This is a genomic window from Dyadobacter sp. OTU695, assembly GCF_038440355.1.
GTDB lineage: Bacteria > Bacteroidota > Bacteroidia > Cytophagales > Spirosomataceae > Dyadobacter.
In genome coordinates, this window is the sequence record NZ_JASATN010000030.1 from 36,479 (window position 1) to 62,726 (window position 26,248).

The 26,248-nt window shown below is 48.3% G+C and carries 21 protein-coding genes; 14 read left to right on the forward strand and 7 right to left on the reverse strand.

Translation table 11 applies throughout. The annotated features are described in order from the left end of the window. Window positions 1-1,416: 1,416 nt before the first annotated feature. The 3 genes from AAHB90_RS30425 to AAHB90_RS30435 form a co-directional block, all read right to left on the reverse strand. The gene (locus tag AAHB90_RS30425; protein ID WP_342089087.1) at window positions 1,417-3,816 is read right to left on the reverse strand and encodes a TonB-dependent receptor; all 2,400 of its coding nucleotides are present in this window, start codon (window positions 3,814-3,816) and stop codon (window positions 1,417-1,419) included. A 118-nt stretch (window positions 3,817-3,934) separates the two neighbouring features. Beyond that, a complete protein-coding gene (locus tag AAHB90_RS30430) occupies window positions 3,935-4,687 on the reverse strand; it encodes a LytR/AlgR family response regulator transcription factor (protein WP_342089088.1) in 753 nt (250 codons plus the stop codon). Beyond that, window positions 4,684-5,760 (reverse strand): sensor histidine kinase, encoded by a 1,077-nt coding sequence (locus tag AAHB90_RS30435; protein WP_342089089.1) that lies wholly within the window; start codon window positions 5,758-5,760, stop codon window positions 4,684-4,686. The genes AAHB90_RS30430 and AAHB90_RS30435 overlap by 4 nt, the downstream gene beginning before the upstream one ends. Before the next feature lie 220 nt (window positions 5,761-5,980). On the opposite strand from AAHB90_RS30435, the gene AAHB90_RS30440 reads away from it, so the two are divergent. Beyond that, on the forward strand, window positions 5,981-6,292 hold the full coding sequence (locus tag AAHB90_RS30440; RefSeq protein WP_342089106.1) for a transposase: 312 nt from the start codon (window positions 5,981-5,983) through the stop codon (window positions 6,290-6,292). A 633-nt stretch (window positions 6,293-6,925) separates the two neighbouring features. Here AAHB90_RS30440 and AAHB90_RS30445 read toward each other — a convergent pair. The 4 genes from AAHB90_RS30445 to AAHB90_RS30460 form a co-directional block, all read right to left on the reverse strand. Beyond that, window positions 6,926-8,002, reverse strand: a complete 1,077-nt coding sequence (locus tag AAHB90_RS30445; RefSeq protein WP_342089090.1) for a lanthionine synthetase LanC family protein — start codon at window positions 8,000-8,002, stop codon at window positions 6,926-6,928. A 61-nt stretch (window positions 8,003-8,063) separates the two neighbouring features. Further along, on the reverse strand, window positions 8,064-9,407 hold the full coding sequence (locus tag AAHB90_RS30450) for a RagB/SusD family nutrient uptake outer membrane protein (protein WP_342089091.1): 1,344 nt from the start codon (window positions 9,405-9,407) through the stop codon (window positions 8,064-8,066). An 11-nt stretch (window positions 9,408-9,418) separates the two neighbouring features. After that, a complete protein-coding gene (locus tag AAHB90_RS30455; RefSeq protein WP_342089092.1) occupies window positions 9,419-12,619 on the reverse strand; it encodes a SusC/RagA family TonB-linked outer membrane protein in 3,201 nt (1,066 codons plus the stop codon). 15 nt (window positions 12,620-12,634) lie between these two features. After that, a complete protein-coding gene (locus AAHB90_RS30460) occupies window positions 12,635-13,966 on the reverse strand; it encodes a redoxin domain-containing protein (RefSeq protein WP_342089093.1) in 1,332 nt (443 codons plus the stop codon). A 553-nt stretch (window positions 13,967-14,519) separates the two neighbouring features. Here AAHB90_RS30460 and AAHB90_RS32890 point away from each other — a divergent pair. The 13 genes from AAHB90_RS32890 to traK form a co-directional block, all read left to right on the forward strand. Further along, window positions 14,520-14,864: a helix-turn-helix domain-containing protein gene (locus tag AAHB90_RS32890; RefSeq protein ID WP_446717943.1), complete on the forward strand. Its 345-nt coding sequence runs from the start codon at window positions 14,520-14,522 to the stop codon at window positions 14,862-14,864. Between the two features lie 426 nt (window positions 14,865-15,290). After that, window positions 15,291-15,884, forward strand: coding sequence for a hypothetical protein (locus AAHB90_RS30465; protein ID WP_342089094.1), 594 nt, complete (start codon window positions 15,291-15,293; stop codon window positions 15,882-15,884). A gap of 21 nt (window positions 15,885-15,905) precedes the next feature. After that, entirely contained in the window at window positions 15,906-16,685 is a 780-nt protein-coding gene (locus AAHB90_RS30470; protein ID WP_342089095.1) for a M23 family metallopeptidase, read from the forward strand. A gap of 20 nt (window positions 16,686-16,705) precedes the next feature. After that, complete coding sequence (locus AAHB90_RS30475) at window positions 16,706-17,290, forward strand: hypothetical protein (protein WP_342089096.1); 585 nt, start codon at window positions 16,706-16,708, stop codon at window positions 17,288-17,290. 1,261 nt (window positions 17,291-18,551) lie between these two features. After that, the gene (locus AAHB90_RS30480; RefSeq protein ID WP_342089097.1) at window positions 18,552-19,037 is read left to right on the forward strand and encodes a hypothetical protein; all 486 of its coding nucleotides are present in this window, start codon (window positions 18,552-18,554) and stop codon (window positions 19,035-19,037) included. 93 nt (window positions 19,038-19,130) lie between these two features. Then, the gene (locus AAHB90_RS30485) at window positions 19,131-19,454 is read left to right on the forward strand and encodes a DUF4134 domain-containing protein (protein ID WP_342089098.1); all 324 of its coding nucleotides are present in this window, start codon (window positions 19,131-19,133) and stop codon (window positions 19,452-19,454) included. Window positions 19,455-19,739: 285 nt separating this feature from the next. Beyond that, a complete protein-coding gene (locus tag AAHB90_RS30490) occupies window positions 19,740-20,066 on the forward strand; it encodes a DUF4133 domain-containing protein (RefSeq protein WP_342089099.1) in 327 nt (108 codons plus the stop codon). A 5-nt stretch (window positions 20,067-20,071) separates the two neighbouring features. Next, the gene (locus tag AAHB90_RS30495) at window positions 20,072-22,531 is read left to right on the forward strand and encodes a TraG family conjugative transposon ATPase (RefSeq protein ID WP_342089100.1); all 2,460 of its coding nucleotides are present in this window, start codon (window positions 20,072-20,074) and stop codon (window positions 22,529-22,531) included. A gap of 18 nt (window positions 22,532-22,549) precedes the next feature. Then, on the forward strand, window positions 22,550-23,227 hold the full coding sequence (locus AAHB90_RS30500; RefSeq protein WP_342089101.1) for a conjugal transfer protein TraI: 678 nt from the start codon (window positions 22,550-22,552) through the stop codon (window positions 23,225-23,227). Window positions 23,228-23,240: 13 nt separating this feature from the next. After that, window positions 23,241-23,882: a hypothetical protein gene (locus AAHB90_RS30505; RefSeq protein ID WP_342089102.1), complete on the forward strand. Its 642-nt coding sequence runs from the start codon at window positions 23,241-23,243 to the stop codon at window positions 23,880-23,882. 9 nt (window positions 23,883-23,891) lie between these two features. Continuing rightward, a complete protein-coding gene (locus AAHB90_RS30510) occupies window positions 23,892-24,521 on the forward strand; it encodes a TerB family tellurite resistance protein (protein WP_342089103.1) in 630 nt (209 codons plus the stop codon). Window positions 24,522-24,537: 16 nt separating this feature from the next. After that, complete coding sequence (traJ, locus tag AAHB90_RS30515; protein WP_342089104.1) at window positions 24,538-25,638, forward strand: conjugative transposon protein TraJ; 1,101 nt, start codon at window positions 24,538-24,540, stop codon at window positions 25,636-25,638. Window positions 25,639-25,642: 4 nt separating this feature from the next. Continuing rightward, a partial coding sequence (traK, locus tag AAHB90_RS30520; RefSeq protein ID WP_342089105.1) for a conjugative transposon protein TraK occupies window positions 25,643-26,248 on the forward strand: 606 nt, incomplete at its 3' end.

Genomic DNA, 26,248 nt, shown 5'->3' on the forward strand with positions numbered 1-26,248 from the left:
AATCCTTCCAGAATTGCGAATTGTTTTACATATAGATTGATTTATCATTTATAAAATCAGTAGACCTATCCCGCCGTAAACCACAGGTGTCGTGCATCAGCCCTATTCGTGGGGCGATTTATTTTGTAAATCTATTGTTTTTCAACCTTGCAGGTGGTTGAAAAACCTGTCTATTACCAGGGAATATTTTGTCAAAGTATCCTGCTATCACTACCACCCACAGCGGAATCCACATTCTCTGTAATCCTAACCCGTATATATTGATAACAAGTTTGATCAAACACACCAATTTTGCTATCGATTATATCCGAGATGCATTGATGGCAGATGACAAGTCATAAGCACAAAGCCGCATCCGGAGATAGCAAGGTTTTGAAGAACTACCACTTTGAAGATCAGCAGCCCGTACCTGGCCTCAATTATTATCGTCTCAAAATGATCGATCGCGATGGAACTTTTCATACAGCCATATTGAGCACGCAGAACTCAAAAACCCGTCAAATTTTTAGTTATTCCCTAATCCGGCCAATGATAAACCGATGATACGAGACTATCAGGATATTCCGGAGCAAACAGGTTCAGCGTCACTTTAGGTGAATTCGTAAGTTTTCGGGTTGAGGTGGTCAGAAAGGGTACACGTCCCTATCAATGGACCACCTTGAAAGAAAGTATGAAATGCAGCGGCATATTGACACCCTTAAAATGATCCTCTCTAATTTACAAAATCATGACACAGTAATGCCGTATTAACATTACTGCGGGGTACGATTACAATCATCCCAAAGAGAACGGAACCTCGTCAGCGGCGTTGCAATTAGACCATGACGCCTTGATCGTTGGCTCCTCCTTGTGAAACGCAGCGACCACTGAATTCTCAGATTCCTTATCCATATCACTTCCCCGATCGATACGCCTACTGTTTAAACCAAAATGATTTAGCCTAGTTTAACAGCGCTTACAGAAATGCAAGAGATATTAAGCATACTTCCCGTTGAAATGACACCCAGGGAACAGTCGAAACTTGCAACCTTCACATCACCGTTCCCAGAACATGCCTAGATTGATAATGGAACTCACGACGTACGTGCTGAATATGTTACTTTTCATAACCAAATTATCAGATACCCTGGGGCAGACGGCACCGACACAACAAATCGTTAGGATATTGCTGTTAATACAAAATCAGCCCGACGGCACTGTGGTATGCAAAGGAAACGATCTACCCGAATGGGGGCAATACGTACATGAAAGATCGCTAGCAATTTATGGGGAGGAAAACGCTACTTAATGAGCTTTCCATTTCTCCCGCTGGAATGAAGTTATAGGTACGATCTAACCGGATAAGTACGTCACAATGACAGTGTCCATAGCCGGAGCGGTTGAAACGTATAGTTTTTGCTATAGCTTTATAAAAAATCAAAATGTTAGCCTGTAAAATGGTATTGGCAAAAACCCTTGCTGGTAAGCGGTTCCAACGCGGTTTGTGCGGGCATTGTAGGCTTGCTGAAAGATGTTTTTATTGTTGGTGAAATTCTGTAAATCCAATGCAAGTTCATGGGTAAGGCGGCGTTGGTTAATTTTATAGCCTATTTTCAAATCCGTGCGGAAATAGGCGTCCTGTTGCTCGGCAAAAGCCTGGTCGTAGTCATCTACCTGCCTGTTTTCCTCTGCCGAAGCTGCGGTGTTGATGGGTATCACATATTTCCCCCCGGACACCGTTAACTTCCAGCTAATGGTCAGCACATTCCCCCTTTTTCCAAGCTTGAACTCCTTGCCTGCCAATGTATTGACTACATACCGGTTATTGAATGGCGTGTTCCGCTCAATGCCATCGCTGCCCTTATATTTGGAGTCGAACAGGGAAGCGGTAATGAGAAAGTAATAGTTATCCGAGAAATATTTTTCCAGGGTCAGTTCCAGACCGTAATTACGCCCGGTGCCCTCATTAACCAGGTTACCCTTGTTCTCAGGACCGAAATCCGCCCCTTCCGTCAATGCGGAATAGTAGCTCGGGGCTCGCTCTACCGGTGCATTAAAAAGCCATTGATAATAGGTTTCTATTTTCAAACGCAAGTTTTCGGCCAGCATACGGTCATAACCAACTACAACATGGTGGCTCCGCGTAAAACCTAACTCTTTATTGGTTAATGCATAAGATCCGTCGACTTGTTCGGTTTGGTAAAAATAAGTCAGCATAGGCTGCATCATGCTGTGCAGCCCATAGGCCACGTTCAATGAAGCGCCACGCAACTGATAACTCAACCCGAGCCGGGGTTCTAATGCCCTTGAAGCGTTCAACTGAAGGTTCTGAAAGGTGAGCCCTGTATTTAATGTCAGGCGTTCGTTGAAACGGTGCTTCCACTGGCCAAATACTTGTGTAAACATGGTTTCACCCTTTGAATCCCGTCGGATAATATCCAGCGGGTACAGCTCCCGGTTCCCCAGATCATACCGGATAAAGTCCATGATGACGCCTGCCGATACCCGGTCCCTGGCATTGAATTTATGCGATAAAAAAGTGTTCACGGAAAACTTCCTTTGCATATAGTCAATTTTGGCAGACAGTATTTCCGCTTCTATTTCCTTCCCGCTTCGATAAATTACCGTATCCACTTCATTATTCTGGTCTGTTTGAGATCCTGAAAAAGTCAGTTTTCCATACGTACGGTCCGTGAAACGGTGTTCATAGGAAAGTGCTGCTGCCCCATTCCTGAAATTGGCCCGTATATTTTCATTTTCGTTGCCATAGGCGTCGGGTTTGTCCGTATCTATATCTTTGCCCAGGAATGTTACTTTGCTGCGGCCACCCAAAGCCCAGGCTGTCAATTGCCCCTTTTTGCCCACGGGAATGTCTGTCTTGAAAGTAAGGTCCTGGTAATAAGGCGTTCCGGCTACTTCAAAGCCTACATTTTCAAGTAACCCGAAAAAAGAATAACGGTAATCGACCAGGTATGATGCTTTCGAGTTTTTGGAATAGGGTCCCTCGGCCCCGGCTTCGAGTCCGTTAAAACCCAACTGTCCCCAAAATTCATGCTTTTCGTCATTCCCTTTCCGAAGTTTGAGATCAAATACTGACCCGAGGGCATTGGCATATTCTGCTGGGAAAGCCCCTGTCAAAAAATCAGACTTGGCCAACAAGTTAGCATTGAGTATCGAAACAGGCCCCCCAGATGTGCCTAGTGCGCCAAAATGGTTAGGGTTAGGGATATTGACGCCATCCAGCCGCCAAAGCAGTGAAGCAGGTGAATTACCGCGGACAATAATATCGTTCCGGGTATCATTAGCCCCGCTGACACCGGCAAAGTTGGCTGCCATACGGGAAGGATCACCCAGACTGCCCGCATACCGGATGGTTTCTGATGCATTAAAAGGTCTGGCGCTCACCGTAGCCATTTCATTGTTTGCCACGGTATGATCTTCCGAACGCTTATGGGAGACTATCGCTTCATCCAGGCTCAGCACGCTTTCCGTCATGGTCAGGTCGAGCACTACTTCCTTGCCTGCATTCACGATTACTTCACCCAGGACGATTTCTTCGTAACCGAGCGCTGTGATTTTCAACCTTGTACGACCTACAGAAACATTGGCCAGACGGAACCGGCCGTCGGTATCCGTTACGGTGCCTGTCAATGGATTGCTGCCCACGATCTGAACGGCTGCACCGATAACAGGTGTTTTGGAAGAAGCATCAAGAATGGTACCCCGCACGGTCTGGGTACCCAACGAACGTCCCTGCGGGTTTCCAACCGGAACAGACTGCGCAAGGGTAACGACATAATTTAAAAACAGGCAAGCAATGACGATAGTAGTTTTCATGACAGCCGGATAGATTAGTTGACAGGCAAAAATCCGCTGCAAGAAGATGGGGGACTATCGTTTTCTGGTGGAATGTGCAGGTGTGAAGGCCAACTGTAAAAATTACCGGTTGAACGGTTCAGGCATCAAGCCATTCTTTAAAGTCGGCAACCCGCTCGCGGCTTACAAATACTTCAAAGGAAGGTAAAGGGTGCAGATCAAGTTTAAGCCGGCTATTAAAATAAATATGGATCCGCAAAATGGCCGGAAGGTGTACAATCAGTTTGCGACTGATGCGGAAAAACTTTTTGGGGGCCAGAAAGCCTTCGGCCTGATCAAGGGTATAATCCAGTATGGTCTTGTTACCGTCGGTCGCCACGGCAAATGTCACCCCCTCTTCGGAATAAAGATAGGCCAGTCTATCGACCGACACAAAAGCCAGTTGCTGGCCTGCTTTGACCATCAACCGTTCTTTATAGGCAGGTACCGCCAATTGCTGCAGGAGCCTTTCCAGCGACGGCGACATTCTTGTGGGCACAGTGTACGAGTCGTACTTGGCCAGGGCTGCCAAAAGCTCCTCTTCCCCAATGGGTTTTAGCAGGTAATCAATACTATTGACTTTGAAAGCTTTCAGAGTATACTCATCATAGGCGGTGGTAAAAACGACCGGGGCATGCACTTTCACCCGTTTGAAAATATCGAAGCTGATACCATCCGCCAATTGGATGTCCATAAACATAAGGTCGGGATGCGGGAATGCCTGCAGCCATTTCACGGAAGCCTCTACGCTGTCGATAACATCCAGAACCCGTAATCCCGAACGCAGCCCGGTGAGCATCTTCGTGAGATACTTAGCCGCAGGCTGTTCATCTTCAATGAGTAGTACATTCATGGCTGTGGTATATCTTTTGTTATCATCGGCGGTTTGACATAAGCGGATTGGCCAAGCAAAGGTAGGCTGACCGAAAAACTCTGTGTGGTTACGATGACGTCAACCGGCTGGTTTCCCAGCAGTTGATACCTGTTTTGAATATTCTGAAGGCCAAGGCCAGTAGAATCTGTCTGCTGGTTTTTTCGCTGCAGATTGTTGCGGACGATGACGCGCCCATTTGAGATAAACACCTCAATCCATAAAGGTTTATGAACAGAAAGTATGTTGTGCTTGACCGCATTTTCGATCAACATTTGTAATGAAAGAGGTAAAATGTGGTCGGTCAAGTAGCGGTCCGGAATATCAATCTTCACGTTGAGGCTTTCTCCGAACCGTATCTGCAACAGAAAATGATACGCTTTGAGTGCCAATAGTTCTTTTTGCAAAGGAACAGTATGGAAGTCCCTGATTTCTAATATATAACGATACACCTTTGACAGTTTACGCACAAAATCAACCGCCAGATCGGGTTCGTCCGGAATGAGGGACACCAGGGTATTGAGACTGTTAAAAAGAAAATGTGGGTTAACCTGGCTCTTGAGCATTTCCAATTGCGACTGCACCTGTTCTTTTTTCAATTGTTCGGCATCTAGCAGGGCCTCCTGCAATTGTGCAAAATAATAGGAGCTTTCATAGTAAGGCAGGCAAAGTACCAGTATGGTCACACTGACCGCGTGCTTTCTGAAAGTAAAGACCCCGGCATTACTCTCCGGAAAAATCCGCAGTGTGTCCTCGATCATGTGAAGCAGGAAACTGGCCGAAATAATAAAACTGATGCTCAGGAAAAGTAACCAGAGGATCCGCCTGGAAGTCTGGGAGACATAAGGAAATCGCTTACGGGTCTGAAAATAAATGAAACGGACCCCTTCCCAATAGATCCCGATGTGAACGATAGCCATGATCCATTTGGGCAGAAAAGCCATAAACCCGTTGTCCAAATTGGCATGAAAAAAGACAACGGGGATCATAAATGCCAAAACAGGTATACCGATGAAGCGCGCCAGCCTATCGTCGAAGCGTTTGGAAGGATACACCTGGTTCATAACACGTTTTGACTACGGGCAAATGTAGAAAAAACACCTTGATAAAACGGACGAAAACAGACAGATTGTCGAATCCGGTTGGTGGATGGTAGCCCGATCAGCTTGAACTGCGGCTGGTCATCCTGACTAAGGTCCCAGGCATTGGGAGCACCCTGCTTCTCTCCGCCTTTACTTTCAGATTTTTGATAGGCATTCTTACATGGCCTTAATAATGCGATGCTGCACTTTTTCTCACAATGGTCGGGAGGAGCGAGAGGGGTGTGAGAAAAAATGGTCGTTCATTTTACCGGCTTGGCGCAGTACAATAGAGCCGGTCTTCGGAAGCCTTGTACATCATTATGGACTAAGTAAAATCAATGTTCGAGGAAAACCCGCGGCACATAAGGTGATGCTGGCGTCGGCCATCTGCTTTAATCTTAAAAAGTACCTCAAAACATTCAATGGGAGAATCGTGCAGAGTGCAATAAAGGAGGTCTCAGTACATTTTTATGGTACATTTTTGGCCTCGCTTTATCACTTGTGAGAGGTTGTTCAAATTGGTTGAAAACAGGTTCTGAAATTCAACCGCCGGAAACATTTGGCCAGTTCCGCAACAGCGTAATCAAAAACGATTGATATACTTACAAAATGAATTGAAGACTTTAGGCGTCAGTGCCTAGGTCCAAAGTGAAAGCCGGGAAGATTTAGTGGAGGGAAAGACCCCGCTCATGAAACAGGTGTTTTTTCGCTAAGCACACAGGGTTGAGTCACAGAACTCGCAGATGAAATTTTACATACTAGCAACACTGTTTGAAATAACCCCGAAACAAATCAGCCTTTCCACACGCATTTAGGGATGAAAATCTAAATGTTTGCCAGCCACAATTACTCCTTTTTTGACAGTAACCATTTCCTATACTCCCTTCCCCGTTGCCTCATTGATTCGATCACGGGTTGGAGGCTTGAAATTCAGAATGATGCACCCTCGAAGTCGTGGTATATGACATGCATCATATTTAATACTTTTATTATCAATATTTTGATACGTATATTACCAGTACCGTCGCAAGCACCATCGATTGAAAGCTAACTAGATCAGATTTGTAGAAGTAAGGATTGTTAGAGAAACAAGGGCATAGGATAGCTCTGAAATTATTTCAGCCCTTTAGACTACTAACTACAACAGCCAGACAAATTCATTGAGCTCTTCGGGCCGGCCCTGTTGCCAATGCAGCGTCACGAGCCCAATCCCTGACAGACCATGATAGAAGCTGTATCCCTGATCGATGTTACGCTCATTGACTAGCACGCCGGATTTCAAACTCAGCCATCTTGCCTGATGGGCAACTCGTCGAAAGATATCATAGCCACTCAGATGGTATAACTTATTAAACGCCAAGGCTATGCCAGCTGCGCCAGAGGCCACATCTAGCGTTCCTATGCCTTGATCGAGTATCGAGTACGCACAGTCAATTAAAATTTGCAGCCCGGCCGTGATCCACTTGTCGTTGTGAAAGCACATCCCCGCGCGCAGCAGGGCGTAACCCTTGCCGACATCTCCTGTCTGGAACCCGTGGTCGATTTGGCTGCTGACCTTTACGTTTCTACAAATCCTTTTGGCAAGCGCTGAGACCGCACCCAACCGCTCGCTTTTTTCCACCAGTCCGATCTCTGCCGCTGCCGAAACAAACAGCAGGGCTGCGGAAAGGCCCGCTTGAAGGCTCTCATTTCCGTGCCCGGTCGTAGCAACATCAACGCCAGCGAGTATGGTTGAGGTGAAGTGCCTGATTGGCCCTGAAAAATGCGCCGCACCTGCGCGATGCCGCCTAAGCGCATAAAGGCCTGCTCCCAAATCAGAATTTTCAAACCCGGCAATATGGCCGGGACGAGCCATTACCGCAAGAGCAAGCTTATCAATATCCTCGAAAAAATATTCCTGCTCAATCTGGACAAAGCTCTGCCCGGACAACTTGTGGGCTACCAGCGCCAAATCAGCGAAATCCAACCAGCTAGTCTTCCCCGAGACAACGCCATTACAACCCCGGTCAAAAAGCTCCTGAATTTCTGCGGTAAGCTCAGCCCGCACGCACATAGCAGCATACTGGCTCATAAACAGCGCGCAGGAAAGGGCTCCCTTCGCGAGCCCGCAACCAGAGACCTTCCAACTTGCGCTCAGGATCTGTTGATGGATTTGCTCAAAATCACCGGCAAGTACACAGGGGTATACCAAGTTTGACGGGACTAAACGCTGCATATTGGTCTTTTCAAAATCAAAACAACGCTAACAATTCGGGATAAATCCGCCCAGCCCGGTTTCATCTTGGGTTTTGCTGGATTCCACTACCGGAAAGCTCATTGGGCGGGATAGGGAAGGTGTACCTTGGGCTACCCGGGAAAAGAACATATTCCTTGCCGTCAAACCTTCTTCGCAGCGTGGTCTTAAATGCCTCTTCCCTATTTAGTCTACGCAGATCGGCCCATCTTAGCCCACGGGCGACGAGCTCTTTTTTTCGCTCGGCGATCACTAACCGTAGTGCCTGCTCAGCGCTCGCCGCGGTAAGCGGGTTAAATGTCCCTTTTTTGAACCGTTTCACCAGAAGCGCATTCAGATCCGACAGCGCCTGACCGGTCCTCCCCTGCCGGGCATAACATTCCGCCCTTGTCAGGTAAACTTCATCGGTGGCAAGGCCACTAAAAAAACCAAAGCTCCCCGCATAGCTTCCCTTATACCATACCGTTCCGTCCGAAAGGGTATCAAAATAGCACTGTTTACGCAGATCGTCCGGCCCGTAGCTAGCATAGAGCGAGGAGTCGACCTGGTAGTAAGGTGTAAAGAAAAACAGGTAAAAGTTCATCCTGTTATAGTAGAGCACCTCCTGATTGGCATCCTTGGGCGAATGGGGAAAGCTCATCTTAGCGCCCGGGTCCAGGTCGTTAAAATCGACAAGTTTACCAGAGAGCGCCAGGGAGGCCGAGGCGCTTTTCCCGGCGCTTTCGTAGTCACCCATCGCAAGCTGAACCCTGGCCAGCAGTGCAAAGACCGCTGCACGGGAGGGCCTGTTCTTCCAGATAGATTCGGCCGTGATTAATTCGGCCGCCTGTTGCAGGTCAGCCAGAATTTGCTGGTAGGTATCAAACAGGCTGGCACGTGCAACGGTCCTGGTAACCTCGGTGGTCAATTTCAACGGTATTCCTAGCTGTGAGCGGGCACTGCCAGCTTCGTATGGCGGCGCAAACTGCTGGGCAAGCCCGAAAAAGGCGTTGGCGCGGTAGAAATAGGCATACCCGATCAGGTTGGACAATTCCGCGCCGGGGCTGAGCTTACCGGCGCCCTCCAAAACCAAATTGGCTGCGAAAACTGCCTTGTAAGGGACGTCCCAGTCTGCTGAGCCTGCTCCACTGTATAGATCGTCGGCCCACAAGTATGCCTGTCGTTCGACGTATTCCCATGACTGCACCTGCTCGGCGCTTGCCGTAAACTCGTCGCCTGCAATCAGGCTGAGTCCCGGGGAATTCATACTATCAAAGTTATCGAGCACGGCTTGATAATCGGCCAAAGTGGCCGGAACAACCAGTGCCTTGTCGGGTTTGACGTCCAGAAACGAATCCTGGCAGCCCGAAAGCATGGTCACCATGGACAAGATAAAATATTGCTTCATAGGTGTTCGGTTTAAAAGTTTGCCCGGATGCCCAGGGAAATGCTTCGTTGTGGTGGGGTCGTGTCGACAAAATCAGGATCAAGCCCACCAGGCATTTTTTTCCAGAGTATGCCCAGATTAACTGCATAGAGGTAAACTTCGAAATCCCGGATGAAGCTGCCTGCAGCCGAAGCACTCCACGAATAACCCGCTCTGATATCCTGTAAACGGACATGGTCTGCTTTTTCGACCAGGTCCTGGGAGCCCGTATAGAACAGATCACGGTTGGTGTTGGTCGCGGCAGGCATCGAAGGCACATGGGTTTTGAGCTCGTCACCTGGCTGTTTCCAGCGCTTAGAAAAATCCCCGTGAGCCGTAACCCCTGTCAGCACCTGCGAGTAGAGCACAGACGGCAGCCGTACGTAATACGCAAGCCGGTAGCTGATATTGGCCGATAAGGTCCAATTAGCCCAGCTGAGTGTGTTGCGCACCCCGCCGAAGACAAGCGGACGGGAAGAGCCATGGTAAACAAGCGAATTTAGATCCGATACAGCCAGCAATGCCGGATAATTCTTACTGACCTTCCCATCAAGCCATCCGCGCGGATCGCCGTTCTCCGGATCCAGCCCGGCCGAGGGCAAGCTATACATCCCGGTCAGATAACGCCCTTCGGTGGGATACCCGTTTGACGAAACTACATAATCGCCCCTGAGGTTACTGGATTTGGGCAGGTATTTACTGACTTTGATGCTCGCATAGCTGAGCATAAACTGCGTTTGCCAGCCCAACTTACCCTGAAAGTTATTGCTGTTCAAGACAAGGTCGATACCTTTCCCGCTGGTATTGGCCGTGTTCCCCCGGTAGTTGGTTAATCCCGTCTGCGGGGCAAGGGGGGCATCCCCTATCAGATCAAAGCCCTTTTTGATATAGTACTCGATGCTCCCAGAGATCCGGCCAGCCGCGGTCTTAAAGTCCAGGCCCAAATTCATTATCCTGACGCGCTCCCAACGCAAATCCGGATTTGGCGGGTTGCGTATCAGCGAATAGGGAAGCCCAATCTCTGTTTGAGAGGCTATACTGTAATAGGCTGTTACATAGGCGGACAAAGTGCGGTCGATGTTTCCGTTATAGCCGTAGGTAGCGCGTAGTTTCAGCTGCGGGAGCCACTTAACATGAAAGAACTTCTCCTGGTGCACATTCCAACCTACGCCCAGCGAATAGAGCGGTACGCCCCGCTGATTGGCGTTTACACCAAAAAGGTTAGACATATCCTTTCTGCCGCTGGCCGAGATCAGGTATCTGCCGTCGAAAGCGTAGGCGGCATTGGCATAATAAGAAACAAACCGGTCAGTCGAGCCACTCATCCCACCATATTGCGGAATGCGGTTCGAGGCAGAGGCAGGATTGACATACGACTTAAAAGTGGACAGGTAATCGACTTGTTGAAAGCTGCCCAACGCATCATCGTATCCATAACTTCGCCACGCATTGGATTTTGATCCCAGATCGCGTACCTCAGCGCCGGCAATGGCTGTCAATTGATGCTTTTCTGAGATCGTTTTCTCATAATTGACTTGCGCCCTTGCAAAGTAGCCGGAAACATCAAGGGCAGACTGATCGAGCATATCGCCAAGCGGGACCGGCCGCACCAGCCCTGTTTCGGTCGCAATCGTAAAACGGTTGATCAAATCACGTACCGTCCAGCTTTTCTGACTTTGCTGCCGCCAGCCACGCGAGCTGCTGCCAGTATATTGCAACAGCGCCTCTGCGCTTAATCCGGGAAGGATCTTGTATCGAAGCGCAGTATTGATGCGGTAGTCCAGCTGTCTGGTATGGTAGTTGCGGTAGCCCATCTCCTCCAAAGGCACAAAGCCCCAGTCCAATAGTCCTTTCGAGGTGGCCTCATCCACAAAATCGTTGCGATAATAGTGGTTAAGCCTGGCAGGGTTACCGACCGCATCCGTAAAAGACGCATACGGGTAGACTGCGCTGGTAGAGGTAAGATTCAGATAAGATAATCCCAAGGCGTTCTCGGCGGTGCGCTGCCGTGCAAAGTAGATGCCCGTTGAAAGTTCGGCTTTCCCTTTGAAAAGCGTCAGGTCGTTATTGGCGTTCACAGTTACCCGCTCGGAACTATTGCCAACCTGCGATGAGAGCCCCTTATCATAGCCTGACGACAGATGAAACCTAGAAGCCTTTCCCCCACCCTGCAAGCTAAGCGCGTACTGTTGATTGACACCGTTCCGGTAAAGGTATTTACGGTAGTCGTTTCTAACGTCATTGCCCCGCAGTGCACCGATCTGTGCACCGGCGCTCTGGGCCGAAATCTTTCCATCGCGCGCAGCGATCAAAAGTTCGACCACTGGCGTGAGCGCTGGTTTATTGGGGCTGTTTTCAGCGGTCCTGTAATAGCCTCTCGAAAATAAAAGCTGTTCCATGTCGACTACCTCAGAGCTTGACATCCTGGGTAGGTAAAACGGATCAGGCTCCTGAATCACAGTCACATTGGTATTCATGCTAACCCGCATTGGCTGCTCATAGGCGGCCTTTTTGGTTGTAATCACAATGACCCCATTAGCGGATTGTGCGCCCCAGATCGAGGCAGCGGCAGCGTCTTTCAGGACAGTGACGCTTTCTATATCATTGGGATTGATTGCGTTCAAATCGCCGGTATAGGGAAAATTGTCCAACACAATTAGCGGATCGGCTTTGGCAAAAATCGTGCTTTGCCCCCGGATCGAAATGTTGGTTTGACTACCTGGTTTGACGATCCCGCGGTTAAAGATCAGCCCAGGTGTGACATCCGCCAGACGACTGATCACGTCTGGCCCGACGCTGCGGTTGAAAAGTTTCTGGTCTACCTGGGCAAAAGAGCCCGTCGCGCGCTCTTTAGGCAGCTGCTGATAGCCTATTGATACAATCACCTCTTTCAATTGGCTGCTGTTGAGATCCAGCACGACCTCCAGCTTTTGGCGCTGGCCGGCGCGAACCTCTTTTGTCACATAGCCAATAAAGGATACTGTCAAAGTTGATGTATCAGATGCCACCCAAAGCCGGAACCGGCCCAGCGAATCAGCCATCACTCCCTGGCGCGTGCCTTTGACGACAACAGAAGCGCCAGGAAGCGCAGCCCCGTCCGGCCCCTGCACCCGCCCAACTACTTCGCGAGCTCTCTGCGCCCAGATTGCGCAACTGCTCAGCAAAAAAACAATTATCAATATAGATCGTCTCATAGCGGAAGGGCTCAATTATTTTCGATCACGAATTACCAGCAATTCGATCGGGGCCTGGACCGGCTCCAATACAAACCCATATTTGGCCAGCTCAGAATTCAGTGCCTTCAAATCAGACCATCCCGCAGTGAGCAGCATATCCATTTTTCCAGTGTATCCGGTCTGATCGACAACCATGGTGTTTAGCCGCTGAAAGTAGTTGAGCCGGCGCACAATCTGGCCAACAGATGCGTTGGAAACTTTCCATTCGTAGGGACCCAAGTCCAGAACGGTTTTACCTCCGCTGCTGGCCAGTGCCCTGGCCGTAGAAATGCGTTTCAGGGCCAGACAGGCTGTATCCCGCTTTTCAACTGCGGAAGTGTATTCAGGAAAAAACATTTCAAGATCACGCTGCATTAATTTAAACGCCTGCTTTTCTTGATCCAGACCAACGGCGAGCTCATAACAAAATCCATTGCCTGATTGAAGCCACTTCTCATACGGTCCGCCGACAAGGGATGAGGTTAGCCGGCCTTTGTCGCGGACCTGGAAAACGGTGTTGGCTTCACTAAAAGGCACCCCGTTGACCGCGTGCGCAATCTTAAAAAACCAGGCGCGTTCGCAATTTCGGACCGTAATCCGAAAATGGGATGTGCTGTCACGCAAGATAGAATGCCCGAAACCGATGCCTGGCGTGTATGCAGTGAAAAGAGAATGGTAAAGCATGTTTGAACCATCCCCTCCGTTGCCATTTAACATCAACGGCCAGTAAGCGCTGTACGGAATCTTTTTCTCATCGCTTTTCTGCGCCATAACAGGCATGGTACCCGAGAGCATCTTTTTGACATTAGCAGGCGTCAGCTCCTGCATCCCGGTGATCGCCCGAACTACGCCCGAACCGTCTACCCACACATAATGCGGAACCGAACTGTGTTCAAACAAACGCGACATCACTGTGTCACCGGTTATACCGGGTATACCTATACGCTTTGGATTGCGGCGATCATATTTAGAAAAAAATGAACGAATCTCTTTTTCACTTTGATAGGTGATCGACAGGATCTGAATCTTACCTTCAAACTGACGCTGCAAGGAATCCAGCACTGGAATCATTTTAACACATGGGCCACACCAGCTGGCCCAAAAGTCAAGAATCAGTAGTTTACCCCGAAAATCGGCAAGTGAAACGGTTGGTGAACTGTAATCCATCACACCGGAAAGACGAAGATCGGGTAGCCGGTCACTGACCTGCAGAGGAGCTTTGGCTTGGCCCCTGACAGGGCTCCACATAACCAACAGAAAATAGGCCAACAGCAGATACAAAATATAGGACAGTCTTTTCCCAGGAGAGCAAAAAATGAATTTCATTGCAATAGGTTTTGGAGTGAATAAAAGCGAATAGAACGACAGGGCATACCTTCCCCACCCGATTCGGATTAACGGAACGGGGCTAAAAGAGTGAGCCTGATACAGCGCTATTCAGGCTTGCGGATAATCAGCCGGAAGATTTGGGTAGTTTTCATAACGGTAACAATGGTGTCAACGGTGAAACTATAATTGTTACTGAAAGGCCTCAGAGCCGAGATCGAAATTAAGCTGCCCTTTTTAAGGGCGTGGATCTCAACTTATTGACATTAGAGGCACTGGTATACCCTGGAACGAATAAGCAAAACCCACGCCTAGGTCGTGAGCTATTCTGCTTGTCGTCTCGTTCCAAAAAATTACCAGTTTTCTAATGTGAGACTCTAAGCGAATGCTTCAAATTTCTTTGTGAAGTATCGCGAAAAATGCAAATCCAGTTGTCACCGGAAGTACAGACCAAAGTTAAAAAAAATTTGTGTTACGCCAAACCGTAACACAAATTTTTTATTGTTCACCATTCTTTGTGTCCATGGATGGTCACGACAAGACTTTTATTCGAATGAAATGTGCCTTTGTTCTTAATCAGCTATTAGATAAGAACAAAGCCCGACATTCCATCAATTTGAGCGAAGGGGTCGATGATCTCAATCTGGTGCATAACCTAGCGCAACTGTCAAGCGCAACTGGTCTAAGGCCCGCCACAATATCAAATATTTTTAATGGGGACTCGGCACCATCCCTTACGAGCCTGATTCAAATCCTTGAAATTCTGGGATCCTCAATAATGCAATTTGGAGACGCTTACTCACACGCGTCAGTTTCGGAAATTAATAACTTCCAGAAAAACATCGCAGAAAAGAAGGAACGTGAACTTGAGAAAAAAGCAAGATCGTCGGATGTCTAAGTAATACCTGGTACCCAAGCTGGATTGCGACTTTGTAGTTTCTCCGTCTTCTCCCCGCAATTCTCGGAGAGCAAATCACCCAAAAAGCTCCGGCAATCCGTGAAAATTCTATTTGCGCATTGATCGTTGCCCTTCATCGCGAAGGCGGATGATGCATTCATTATCTCGTTAAATAACTAATCGGTAATTTTCCGCTTTTTTCCTGTTTTTGCTTGTACTGGTAAAAGAAATGCCTGGATTTTCTTTTGTTTTCTTCGACTAACACCGCTTAATCATTCACGCCGTTCATTCGTCAGTTAAAAGTAACACATTCGTCGATAAAGTATGCCTAACCGGTCGAAAACATCTCATAGAGTATTTATTACCAAGAACAACATATTTAGCAAATTAATATACTTGCATTGTAATCAAACAAACTAAATATTTATGTTCAAAATTAGTTATGCGCTTAGCATTCTAAGCCTCCTATTCTTCTCTTTGGCATCTTGTCAAAATGATCAAAATCTCTCCCCCAAAACTGTTGAAATGAAGTCTCAGGAAGAGGTAACCAAGATGGTTAACGATTCCAAAAAATGGTTTGAAAAACAACCATGGTCTGAAGTTGCTTCAAACAACATGAGGATGTCTTTGCCGGGTAAAACATTTTTTGGAGTTCCGAAATGGGACGGCGCATCTTTTTTTAAGCTATCGGAGACAATCCCTGTTTTTATTAGGTATCAGCTCAATGATTTTGTTGTAGATGTATCCTACACAAAAAAGATGAATCCCAAAGGATTTAGAGATATGCTTATGCGAAAAATGGATGACGGAAGTTATGTTGTGGATATCATCGAAATACATCCTGATACCAGCTACTTGGAAAAAAAGTCGTTAGAAAAGAAGATTAGTAAAGACGATTTAAGGGCCCTTGTTGATGACAACGACTTCACTGGATATTTTTTGGTTTATTCAAGAGAAAACGGATTGCGCTACGGTGAGAGACGTGAGAATGGCCTACCTGTAGCAAGACTTCAACCTTAAAAACACTTCATCAATAAAAATATGAGAGTTATTTATTGTGCCTTCATTTTGGCATTGACTATACTGAGTAAGTCACATGCCCAGACCCCCCCATGCCCTTATGTACCAAAGGAGCTTGAACAATTTGGCCCTTGGATCTGCCCAGACTATGTGCCAAGCCCCGGAATGCCTGGAAGCGCAAACCCCGCTCAGTTGCAGGAAGTGAAAATTACCAGGTCAACTAGCAATCAAGCTGAACCCGGAGCACCAATAAATATTACCACTCCAAATTTCATTTTCCGGTATAATTACCAACCGTGTCCCGGTGATCCATTGAAGTTTATGAGCATCGCCCCACCTAGTGCCGGGAACTATCGAGGGGGAACCTATGGCTACACCAGATATGGAGGAACAAGATTACACGATGGGATTGATATTGCTTCACCAAGAAATGCTAACTTGTACTCAATGCACGGTGGAACTGTTACAGATATGAAGAAATCGTTCCTACCTGGACAGTATTCTTTTAAGTCATACGGCAATTATATAACGATAAAAAGCGTTATCAACGGCCAGACAGTATACTTAAAATACAACCATTTGGAGTTTGTAAATAGCGCTTTGGTCGTAGGAAGTGTGGTTAACCAGGGGGCCTATATAGGAGTGACTGGAAACACTGGAAACGCCGCAAGGCCTGGCATTATCCCGCACGTTCACATCCAAGCGAAAAATGCGAACGGACAACGTATTGATCCGATGCCGTTCCTTTCCACGCAATTTAACATAAATACTGGTCAACCAACAAATACCCCTTGTCCTTAATTTAAAACACGTGATATAAAATGAAAACAAAATCAATAATTATAGCAATATTATTTGCTATTGTATTAAGTGTAACATCAAATGCTCAAATGATTGATATTAACAGAGCAGCCCTGATGAAAAGCACCAACACCAGCATTGGGTTACTCCATGGTGAAAGTCCAACAAAATGCATACAAGTATTAGGACAGCCAGCAAGCATTACAGATCAATTTTCTGAAGTTGATGATGCCACAATGAAAGTGTACAAGTATGGGAATAATAGAATTTGGTTCCTTGACAACAAAATGATTGCTTATGAAATTTTAGATAATACAATCAGGGTTGGAGCGGTTAATGGACAGACATTTAAAATTGGTGATCCAATGACAGTGACTATCATAAAGGTACCAATTGACCCAAGGCAACCAGGGAGAACTAGGGATGAAACTAGATATTCGTTTTTAGATTTTCGAATGTCCATTGGCTCAGGAACAACAGATGGAAAAGCTTTTCGCGCACTTAGCGTTGCGCAATTGAAAAATGGTGCAACAAATACGGATGGCCGACTTGAACTCCTTTTTAATGCCAGCAATCAACTTTTCTGCATTTCAATGCTAGAATAATAATTTGAAAAATACTAAATAGTTAATTTGGAAAGGGCTATCTATTTTTGATAGTCCTTTTTTGTGCCCATCGATTTGTTTTAATCCAATCCTAATATGTACTCCGGCCCGTCTAGGGGCCTTTCTTTGCTTTCTCCTGGTGTTTCCGCTGCTGCTGTCGCTCTTACAGTTTGAAGGTATTCTTTGACTTCCTCGATTGCTCTGAGGTTCTTGAACAGGAAAGTTTTCAAGTCTTCTGGTTGTACGCCAGCATCACGGGGGGCCTTGGCCACGTTGTACTTCCCCGTGTAGGACTCAGTGTGCTTGATGGCCAGCGTCAGTGACTTGTCGAGTTTTCCCCTCTAAGCCTGGTAAAAGCTGCGGATCGATTAAGAGTGGAGTTTTTTTTCCTGACGTTTTCCCCGCAGGGCTCTTTTAGCGCTTCTGATTGCTACCTAAATATTGATCGTTCAACACTATTAATGTTCCCAACACGGGCCGGATTCGCTTTATCTTTTGTAAAATCCCTATCTTCTTTTGGATTTGATCGCTGGGAACGGCGATCAAGCCCTAAATGAAAGGAACCAAACTTAGGGTGCTTGAAATCTTGACGGACAAATCCAACAAAAAGAATGTCGAGTATGTGCCGGTCAAGGCGGGTTACCGGAGCAGTTGCACAAACCTGGAATTTATCGCTTCGCTGCCTAAGTTTCCAGTGGCAGGCCCTGCCCAGACAGGAACGTTCAGGATGTTTCCTACCATAGGGACTCGATGCTGCCGGTGCCCGAAGGTGCGGACGTGGTTTGTTGGGCATGCAGATGACTAAACTTCTTTGAAGCCCGGTACTCAGTGCAATTGCGATCCTGGAGGGGGAAGGACCTTGTCTTTAAGAAGGTGACTGTTTTACCAGAAGGGCAGAAAGTGCTTTTGCAATCACTAAACCCCGCGAATAAGCCGTACGAGGTCAGCGCAGACGATGTGTTTGAAATCTTGTATAGTTGGTTCCAGGGCTTGACAACCAGAATCTCATCACCTTTTATAAATTGACTCCTCTTAAATAATTGATTGAATACTCAAAATGCCCAATTACCTACAGGCTTTGCAACTTTACTTTCTTTCTCGAAACGGTCTTCATACTCTTCGATTACTGATTAGAAGGGGTACAAAAAGGTACAACAAAACTTGTACTTTTCTGTACCCCTTTCCGGAGACTTACTTTGTAGCGTAACAAAAATCACCGGCAGCAGAAACCGGTCACTTCAAATGTAAACGCAAAAAGCATATGTTCACCACAACCCCATGGGCTTTATACACAGAAATTGTGACTGGCGGCCTGCTGATTTACTACCTGTTGATCGGGTGGAAATATTTCCGGACGGAAATCACAAACCTGAGCAGAGGCAGGTCAAACAAAAACCGGTTTGGTCCGGGCATTTTGATCAAGGAAAGCAAGAAAACAACTGAGCCAAGTCCTCAGAACGAGCAAACCAGCCAGGACGACGGCCATCCGGTCAGGCGAAACCAAGACATTCAGATAGAGGATCTTTGTGAACATCTGGCAACAGAAATCCAGGAAGCTCACATCAAACAATACAGCAAACAGGATCTATTGCTGATGATCCAGATGATCCTGAAAGATTATTCAATGCTTGAAGGCACGCAGTTCCAGCTTGCGGTCAACAGCCGTATCGAGGCGGAATGCGCAAAGTATGGCTCCATACACCTCAGCAAGGGTGAAATCACTGACGTTTGGAGAAAGGTGGTGTGATGGAGCCGCCTGACGCATGGCCCTTCCGCAGCAGCGGAAGGTGCCTGCCGAGGGCTTTGCTGAAAATGTTTTAACTTAAAATGATAGAGGAGTATGAAAACAAGGAGAAAGAATCCAGGGGCGCGCTATGCCCTGTTATTTACGGTGGTGGGCATCGCTGCGTCCCTGAAAGCGGTCGCCCAGGATGGGGCAGCCGGCATCCAGGAGGCTGATTCGCAGGTAAGGTCTTACTTTGAGCCGGGAACTAACCTGATGTATGCCATCGGCGCAGTATTGGGGCTGGTTGGGGCGGTAAAGGTTTTCCAAAAATGGAACAACGGCGACCAAGACACGGGCAAAGTGGCGGCGGCATGGTTTGGAAGCTGCATTTTCCTGGTAGTAGTTGCGACAGTACTGCAATCATTCTTCGGACTTTAAGCTGGCGGCAGGTAGGCTTAAAGGTAAGACGTATAGCGATTACCGGAGACCTTTAAGCTCCTGCGTTTGGCCGCTGGCAGGATTTCACCCAGCACGCTGGCGGGCGAATACCATCTTCATAGCAGGGAGTGCCCTGCGTTTTCTCCATCCAGCTTGAAGGCTGCATTTTTCATCCCGGCTAGGATTTTGTGTTCGGCGATTGGCGATGGTATGCCAGTCACCTGAACACATGCATCAAGATGCCGGCAATTGACACATCGATAGGCAAAATAATAAGATCACATAATGGCACGACTCACTTACGCGATCAATAAGGGAATAAACCGCAGTATCGTCTTTCGCGGGCTCAAAGGTCAATACATCTGGTATGCCGGAGGGGCAATGTTCATGGTCATGATTTTGTACGCTCTGATGTATATCCTGGGAGTTAACACCTACCTGTGCCTGTTGATTGCCGCCCTGATAGCGGCCGGCTCGATCATGACAGTCTATCAACTGAGCGCCAGCTACGGAGAGCATGGCCTGACAAAGGCGATGGCGGCAAGAAAAATCCCACGCCTTGTCAAGGCTACTTCCAGAAAACGGTTTATAACCAGCAACAAATCAAATTAGGGCAAATGGAAAAGCTACTGGACCAACTGCTACCGATCCTGGATGTCGAGCACGACATGATACTCTCCCGTCAAGGAGATGTAACAATCGTTTTCCGGGCCGGGATGCCTGAGATCTTCACGCTCTCCGAGCAGCAATACGACGCATTTCATCAAAGCTGGGTCAAGGCAATCAGGGCGCTTCCCTCCCGCGCTTTGCTACATAAACAAGACTGGTTTCTCACCAGAGCATTCTCGGCTAAACAGCCCGCGCCCGAAAGCTTTCTTAGTCAGTGTAGCGACCGATTCTTTCAGGGCAGACCCTATCTGTCCCATGAATGCTATGTGATGCTGACCAAGTCACCCGAAGAAAGAAAGCTCTCCAGCTCGCTTAGCAGCAACCTTCTTCGGGGTTCGATCGCTCCCAGGCAAACGCTGCACAAAGCGGCCCTGGAGGATTTTCTAGAAAGTGCAGGCCAGTTCAAACGCATCCTTGAGGACAGCGGATTGACCCAGGTCACCCAGCTAAAAAACGATGAGCTTGTAAGCCACGCTCGCCGGGCAGGCCTGATTGAAAGGTATGCTTTCCTTCTGACAGACGCCGACCAGAGGCTGCTCCGAGACATCAGCTTTGAAAAAGGAATCCAGGTCGGTGACAGGCTCTGCAGCCTTTACTCGCTGGCTGACGCGGCAGATCTTCCCGGGTTTTGCAGCGCGGCGACGACCTATGAACGCTATTCTACTGACCGCACCAAATTCAGCGTCGGCTTCACAAGCGTTCTTGGGCAACTGCTGGCATGCAACCATATCTACAACCAGTATGTGTTCACCTCAGAAAGTGAGAAAACCCTTAAACGCCTTGAAAGCAAAAGGCTCAGACTGCAATCCCTTTCTATTTATGCCCGCGAGAATAGCCTGGCCCTTGAGGCTACCAACGAATTTTTAAACGAAGCCATCCGCGAGCAGCGCCTTCCGGTCAAGGCGCATTTCAACATCCTTGCATGGACAGAAGAAAAAGGCTTGGTCAAAGAACTTAAAAGCATGGTCTCATCGGCACTTGCCCAACTGGACATATCAGCGAAACAGGAGACCTCCGGAGCCCCCCAGATTTTCTGGGCGGGCATACCGGGAAACGCCGCGGAGTTTCCCATGAATGACACCTTCGATACATTCGCAGAACAGGCTGCATGCTTCTTTAATCTGGAAGGGCCCTACCAGTCCTCCAAGGGGGGCTTCGGGATCCGGCTCGGCGACCGTCTGACCGGCAAGCCCGTCCTGGTGGACATATCCGACGAGCCGGTCCGGAAAGGAATTTGCACCAACCGCAATAAGTTTATTCTGGGCCCTTCCGGAAGCGGCAAAAGCTTTTTTACCAACCATATGGTCAGAAGCTATTACGAGTCGGGCGCCCACATCGTTCTGGTCGATGTCGGTCACAGCTACAAGGGGCTTTGCGATATGGTTTCGGGCTATTACTTCACCTACGAGGAGAAGAATCCCATCCGGTTCAACCCGTTTTACATCGCAAAGGGCGATGTACTGGACACAGAAAAGAAGGAGAGCATCAAAACGCTGCTGCTGGCGCTTTGGAAAAAAGATGACGAGACTTTTAAGCGGTCAGAGTATGTCGCCCTTTCGGTTGCAGTTACACTTTACTACGAGCATATTGAAACGGACCGCGCTTTTCCCTGCTTTAATAGCTTTTACGAGTTCCTCCAAAGCAGCTTCGTTAAAGTACTCGACGCCGAGCGGGTTAAAGAAAAAGACTTTGACATTGGCAACTTCCTTTATGTGCTCAGGCCCTATTACCGTGGCGGGGAGTTCGACTACCTGCTGAACGCCAAAGAAAACATTGACCTTTTAGCAGAGCGCTTTATCGTCTTTGAGCTGGATAACATCAAAGAGCACCCGATCCTTTTCCCGATCGTGACCATCATTATTATGGAGGTGTTTATTTCCAAGATGAGAAAGCTGTCCGGCATCCGGAAGGTAATCCTGATCGAGGAGGCCTGGAAGGCGATTGCCAAAGAAGGGATGGCCGAATACATCAAGTACCTCTTCAAAACGGTGCGCAAATTTTTCGGGGAAGCCATCGTGGTCACCCAGGAAGTGGAAGACATCATCAGCTCCCCGATTGTCAAGCAGGCGATCATCAACAACTCGGATTGCAAGATCCTGCTGGATCAATCAAAATACCAAAACAAGTTCGATCAGATCCAGGATCTGCTTGGGCTGACGGAAAAAGAAAAGTCGCTGGTGCTCTCAGTCAATAAGGCCAATGACCCGATGCTGCGCTATAAGGAAGTCTTCATCAGCCTGGGTGGTGTGCTCTCCAGGGTCTACCGGACCGAAGTGAGCCCGGAAGAATACCTGACCTATACCACCGAGCAAACCGAGAAGATCAAGGTGCAGCAATACGCAGAGCAGCTGGGCAGCATGCAGGCTGCCATCACAGCCCTGGCCCAACAGAAACGCCAAAAGAATTAAGCTCAAACAAAGACAGATATGTTCAGGAAGGCATTAATCCTTACGCTGCTGCTATTGGTGGCAACCACCCCGATCAAAGAAGCGCAGGCAGCGATCCCTTGGGCCGAAATCATCAAGCAGGCCGTCAAACGCGTCGTCCGCGCTTTTGATCTGCTGGTGCAACGAAGACAGAACCGGCAGATCAGGCTGCAAAATGCCCAGAAAGCGATCGAAAATACGATGGCAAAACTCAAACTTGATGAAATCGAGGAATGGGTGAAAAAACAGCGGGACCTCTACAAGGAATATTACGAAGAGCTAAAAAAGGTAAAAGCTGTTGTCAGTTACTATTTCCGGGTGAAAGCGACCGCCGACAAAGCCGCACAGATAGCAAAACAATATCAGCAAGCCTGGGCTTTGCTCCGCAGTGACACGCACTTCACCAGTACCGAGCTGACCCAAATGCAGAAAGTCTATGAAGGGCTCATGCAAGAAACAGCGCGAACGGTTGAGCTATTGGAGCTGGTAGTCAAATCCTTTGCCACCCAGATGTCTGATGTCAAGCGGCTGGAAATCATTGACCGCGCCGCAAAATCAGCCGATCAGATTTATGATGAGCTCAACACCTTTACCCAGGAAAACAAACTACTAAGTCTTTCCAGGGCTCAAAACGAGCTCGACGCCAAAGTTACCAAGGAGCTCTACGGGATAGAATGAAAATCAGATCGACATGAAAGCACTGTTAATTACAATTTGGCTGGCGTTTACAGCCTGGAAAGCCCAGGCGCAGCTATTCAAAGAATGGTTTCGACAGAATAAAACCCAACGGGAGTATTTAAAGGAACAGATCGCGCAACTGAGGCTGTATTTGGAATTGACCAAAGAGGGATACAAAATTACCAAGCAGGGCCTTAACGCAATCCACCAGATCAAAAACGGCGAATTCAAGCTCCATAAAAACCGCTTTGATTCACTGCGTATTGTCAAGTCCGGGATCACCTCGCTTTCGCGCTTACAGCATATTACAGACCTTCACGGAAGGATCAATGATATCTGTGAGAACCTTCCGCTCGAAATCGCGCGTTGCGAGCTGCTTGACCCCGCCGTAAAAAAACAGATGCTCACTGCTCTTAAAACGCTCTATGATGACTCACAGGTGCTGATCGGCGGATTTTTTATGGTGATCCGTGACGATCAGGTATCGATGACTGACGATGAGAGAATCCAGCGGATAGAAGGGCTATGCAAGGACTTTGAAGAGAATTATCTCTTTGCCCAAAACCTTCGAAGGGACCTGGGACTGGTCTGTAAATCTTCCGCAGCTGAGCTGGAAGATATGGAAAACCGCCGCTCGATCAGCGGCATCAAATAAGCAATCACCATGAAAAAAATATTGACTATTCTGCTGCTTGCCCTTGCGGTGCCGGCAAGATCCCGCGCCCAAACCCAGGAGGTAACCCAGCTCATTCTGAACCTTGAAAAGCTGCGGGAGCTGAGAAAAACCCTGCGGGAGCTCAAAAAGGGATATGACATCCTTTTTGAAGGCTACACCAAGATCCGCGACATATCCCGTGGCAACTTCAAACTGCATCAGGCATTCCTGGACGGGCTTTTGCAGGTCAGTCCGGCGGTAAAAAACTACGGGCGTATAAAGGAGATCGTTCAGATGCAGCTTGCCATCGCTGCCGAATGCCGAAGCGGATCTGCAAGGCTTTCTTCATCCGGACAATTTACCGCAAAAGAGATCGCTTACCTCGAAAAAGTATACAAGGATTTATTGGCCGGAAGTCTGAAAAATCTGGACGCCTTGCTCGACGTTGTAACTGCCCGAAAACTCCGGGCCTCAGATGACGAACGTCTTTCGATGATCGATGCGATACACCAGGATGTCTCCGGTCAACTGGTTTTTCTCAGGCACCTGAACAGCAACAACAGCGTGCTGGCAGCCCAGCGAAAAGATGAAAAGGCCTCGCTAAATACAACACAAAACATCTACGATATCACCCCATAAGCTACCATTACCTGTCATGAAACACTACAAAGTTATGCTGCTGATTGCAGCTAGCAGTACCATCGTGCCCAACCTGAGCTATGCCCAGGGGTATGAAGCGCAAATCCGCGGGTTGAACCGGGTGCTCGATGAGCTCTACTCGGAAATGCTTCCGCTCTGCGAGCAGTTGATCAGCGTCGGGCGGGGGATTGCAGCCTTCGCTGCGATCTTTTACATCGGACACAGGGTATGGCGGCACATCGCCGCCGCAGAGCCCATTGATTTTTATCCCCTGCTCAGGCCCTTCGTCATCGGTTTTGCCATCCTTGTCTTCCCATCGGTGATCGCCCTGATCAACGCCGTACTCTCCCCTGCCGTGCGCGGCACATCGGGTATGGTCACCGGCTCGGACAAAGCGATTGCATTACTTTTAAAAAAGAAGGAGGATGCCATCAAAAGCTCTGAGTTCTGGGAGATGTATGTGGGCGATGACAGCCGGGGCAACCGCGAGAAATGGCTTAAATACATGTACGGAGATAGCTATTCGGAAGGTTTCACTGACGGGATTGCCAACGATATCAAGTTTTACATGGCCAAGCAATCCTACAATTTCCGCAACTCGATCAAGGCCGCCCTAAGCGAAATCCTCAGGGTGATCTTTGAGGCCGCCGCCCTGTGCATTAACACAATCAGGACATTTTACCTGATCGTGCTGGCCATCATTGGCCCGCTGGCCTTCGGGATCGCAGTCTTTGACGGCTTTCAGTTCACGCTCACCAGCTGGATTGCCCGTTACATCAACGTGTATTTATGGCTTCCGGTAGCTAACATCTTCGGGGCAATCATCGGAAAGATCCAGGAAAAAATGATTGCGATGGACATCCGTCAGATCCAGGGCTCGGGCGATACTTTCTTTAATGCGCACGATATGGCTTATCTGATCTTTCTGGTGATCGGGATCGTGGGCTATTTCTCGGTACCGTCCGTGGCCGGCTACATTATTCATGCCGGTGCGCCGGGAGCACTGCTGCAAAAAACCACCCGGGTCTTTGATGCGGCTACTACTTCCGCCGGGCGCATGGCTACTTCGGCAGGCCCCCTTCTGACACCTTCCCAACCGACTTTCAACAAAAGCTAAAAATATGTTTACCAAGACCCAGGACATTGAGCGCGCCTTCCGGCATATCCGCATCTTCACCCTTACGGTGATTATCTGCTCGGCCCTTGTGACGGCGATCTGCGTTTACCTATCCTTCGATTCAGCTGAAAAATCCTCCCAGAAGGTCTATATCCTGGCCAGCGGAAAGGTGCTGGAAGCCTACGCCTCTGAGCGCAGGGAAAATATCGCCGTTGAAGCGCGTGATCACATCAAAACATTTCACCGGCTCTTTTTTACGCTTGCCCCCGATGAGAAGGTCATTACCGCCAATATCTCTCATGCTCTTTACCTGGCCGATGTGAGCGCAAAGAAAACCTACCAGGACCTGCGCGAATCGGGCTTCTATGCGGGAGTGATTTCGGGTAATATCTCCCAGGAGATCCAGATCGACAGCGTAAAGCTGGATGCCTCCAACCAGCCTTACGCCTTCGAATGCCGCGCCATCCAGCGGATCATCCGCCCGACCAGCATCGTCTCCCGCAGCCTGGTGACCAGGGGGTATCTAAGGCCCGTGGAGCGAAGCGATAACAACCCGCATGGGTTTCTGATCGAGCGGTGGGAGACTGTCCAAAACAAAGATATTCAAGTT

Bases quoted from the DNA above. Each gene is read 5' to 3' on its own strand.
- AAHB90_RS30455 (WP_342089092.1), bottom strand. From the start codon at position 12,619: ATGAGACGATCTATATTGATAATTGTTTTTTTGCTGAGCAGTTGCGCA.
- traJ (WP_342089104.1), top strand. From the start codon at position 24,538: ATGAAACACTACAAAGTTATGCTGCTGATTGCAGCTAGCAGTACCATC.
- AAHB90_RS30445 (WP_342089090.1), bottom strand. From the start codon at position 8,002: ATGCAGCGTTTAGTCCCGTCAAACTTGGTATACCCCTGTGTACTTGCC.
- AAHB90_RS32890 (WP_446717943.1), top strand. From the start codon at position 14,520: ATGAAATGTGCCTTTGTTCTTAATCAGCTATTAGATAAGAACAAAGCC.
- AAHB90_RS30460 (WP_342089093.1), bottom strand. From the start codon at position 13,966: ATGAAATTCATTTTTTGCTCTCCTGGGAAAAGACTGTCCTATATTTTG.
- AAHB90_RS30480 (WP_342089097.1), top strand. From the start codon at position 18,552: ATGTTCACCACAACCCCATGGGCTTTATACACAGAAATTGTGACTGGC.
- AAHB90_RS30450 (WP_342089091.1), bottom strand. From the start codon at position 9,407: ATGAAGCAATATTTTATCTTGTCCATGGTGACCATGCTTTCGGGCTGC.
- AAHB90_RS30505 (WP_342089102.1), top strand. From the start codon at position 23,241: ATGAAAGCACTGTTAATTACAATTTGGCTGGCGTTTACAGCCTGGAAA.
- AAHB90_RS30475 (WP_342089096.1), top strand. From the start codon at position 16,706: ATGAAAACAAAATCAATAATTATAGCAATATTATTTGCTATTGTATTA.
- AAHB90_RS30490 (WP_342089099.1), top strand. From the start codon at position 19,740: ATGGCACGACTCACTTACGCGATCAATAAGGGAATAAACCGCAGTATC.
- AAHB90_RS30510 (WP_342089103.1), top strand. From the start codon at position 23,892: ATGAAAAAAATATTGACTATTCTGCTGCTTGCCCTTGCGGTGCCGGCA.
- AAHB90_RS30485 (WP_342089098.1), top strand. From the start codon at position 19,131: ATGAAAACAAGGAGAAAGAATCCAGGGGCGCGCTATGCCCTGTTATTT.
- AAHB90_RS30430 (WP_342089088.1), bottom strand. From the start codon at position 4,687: ATGAATGTACTACTCATTGAAGATGAACAGCCTGCGGCTAAGTATCTC.
- AAHB90_RS30425 (WP_342089087.1), bottom strand. From the start codon at position 3,816: ATGAAAACTACTATCGTCATTGCTTGCCTGTTTTTAAATTATGTCGTT.
- AAHB90_RS30495 (WP_342089100.1), top strand. From the start codon at position 20,072: ATGGAAAAGCTACTGGACCAACTGCTACCGATCCTGGATGTCGAGCAC.
- AAHB90_RS30465 (WP_342089094.1), top strand. From the start codon at position 15,291: ATGTTCAAAATTAGTTATGCGCTTAGCATTCTAAGCCTCCTATTCTTC.
- AAHB90_RS30470 (WP_342089095.1), top strand. From the start codon at position 15,906: ATGAGAGTTATTTATTGTGCCTTCATTTTGGCATTGACTATACTGAGT.
- AAHB90_RS30500 (WP_342089101.1), top strand. From the start codon at position 22,550: ATGTTCAGGAAGGCATTAATCCTTACGCTGCTGCTATTGGTGGCAACC.
- AAHB90_RS30440 (WP_342089106.1), top strand. From the start codon at position 5,981: ATGCGATGCTGCACTTTTTCTCACAATGGTCGGGAGGAGCGAGAGGGG.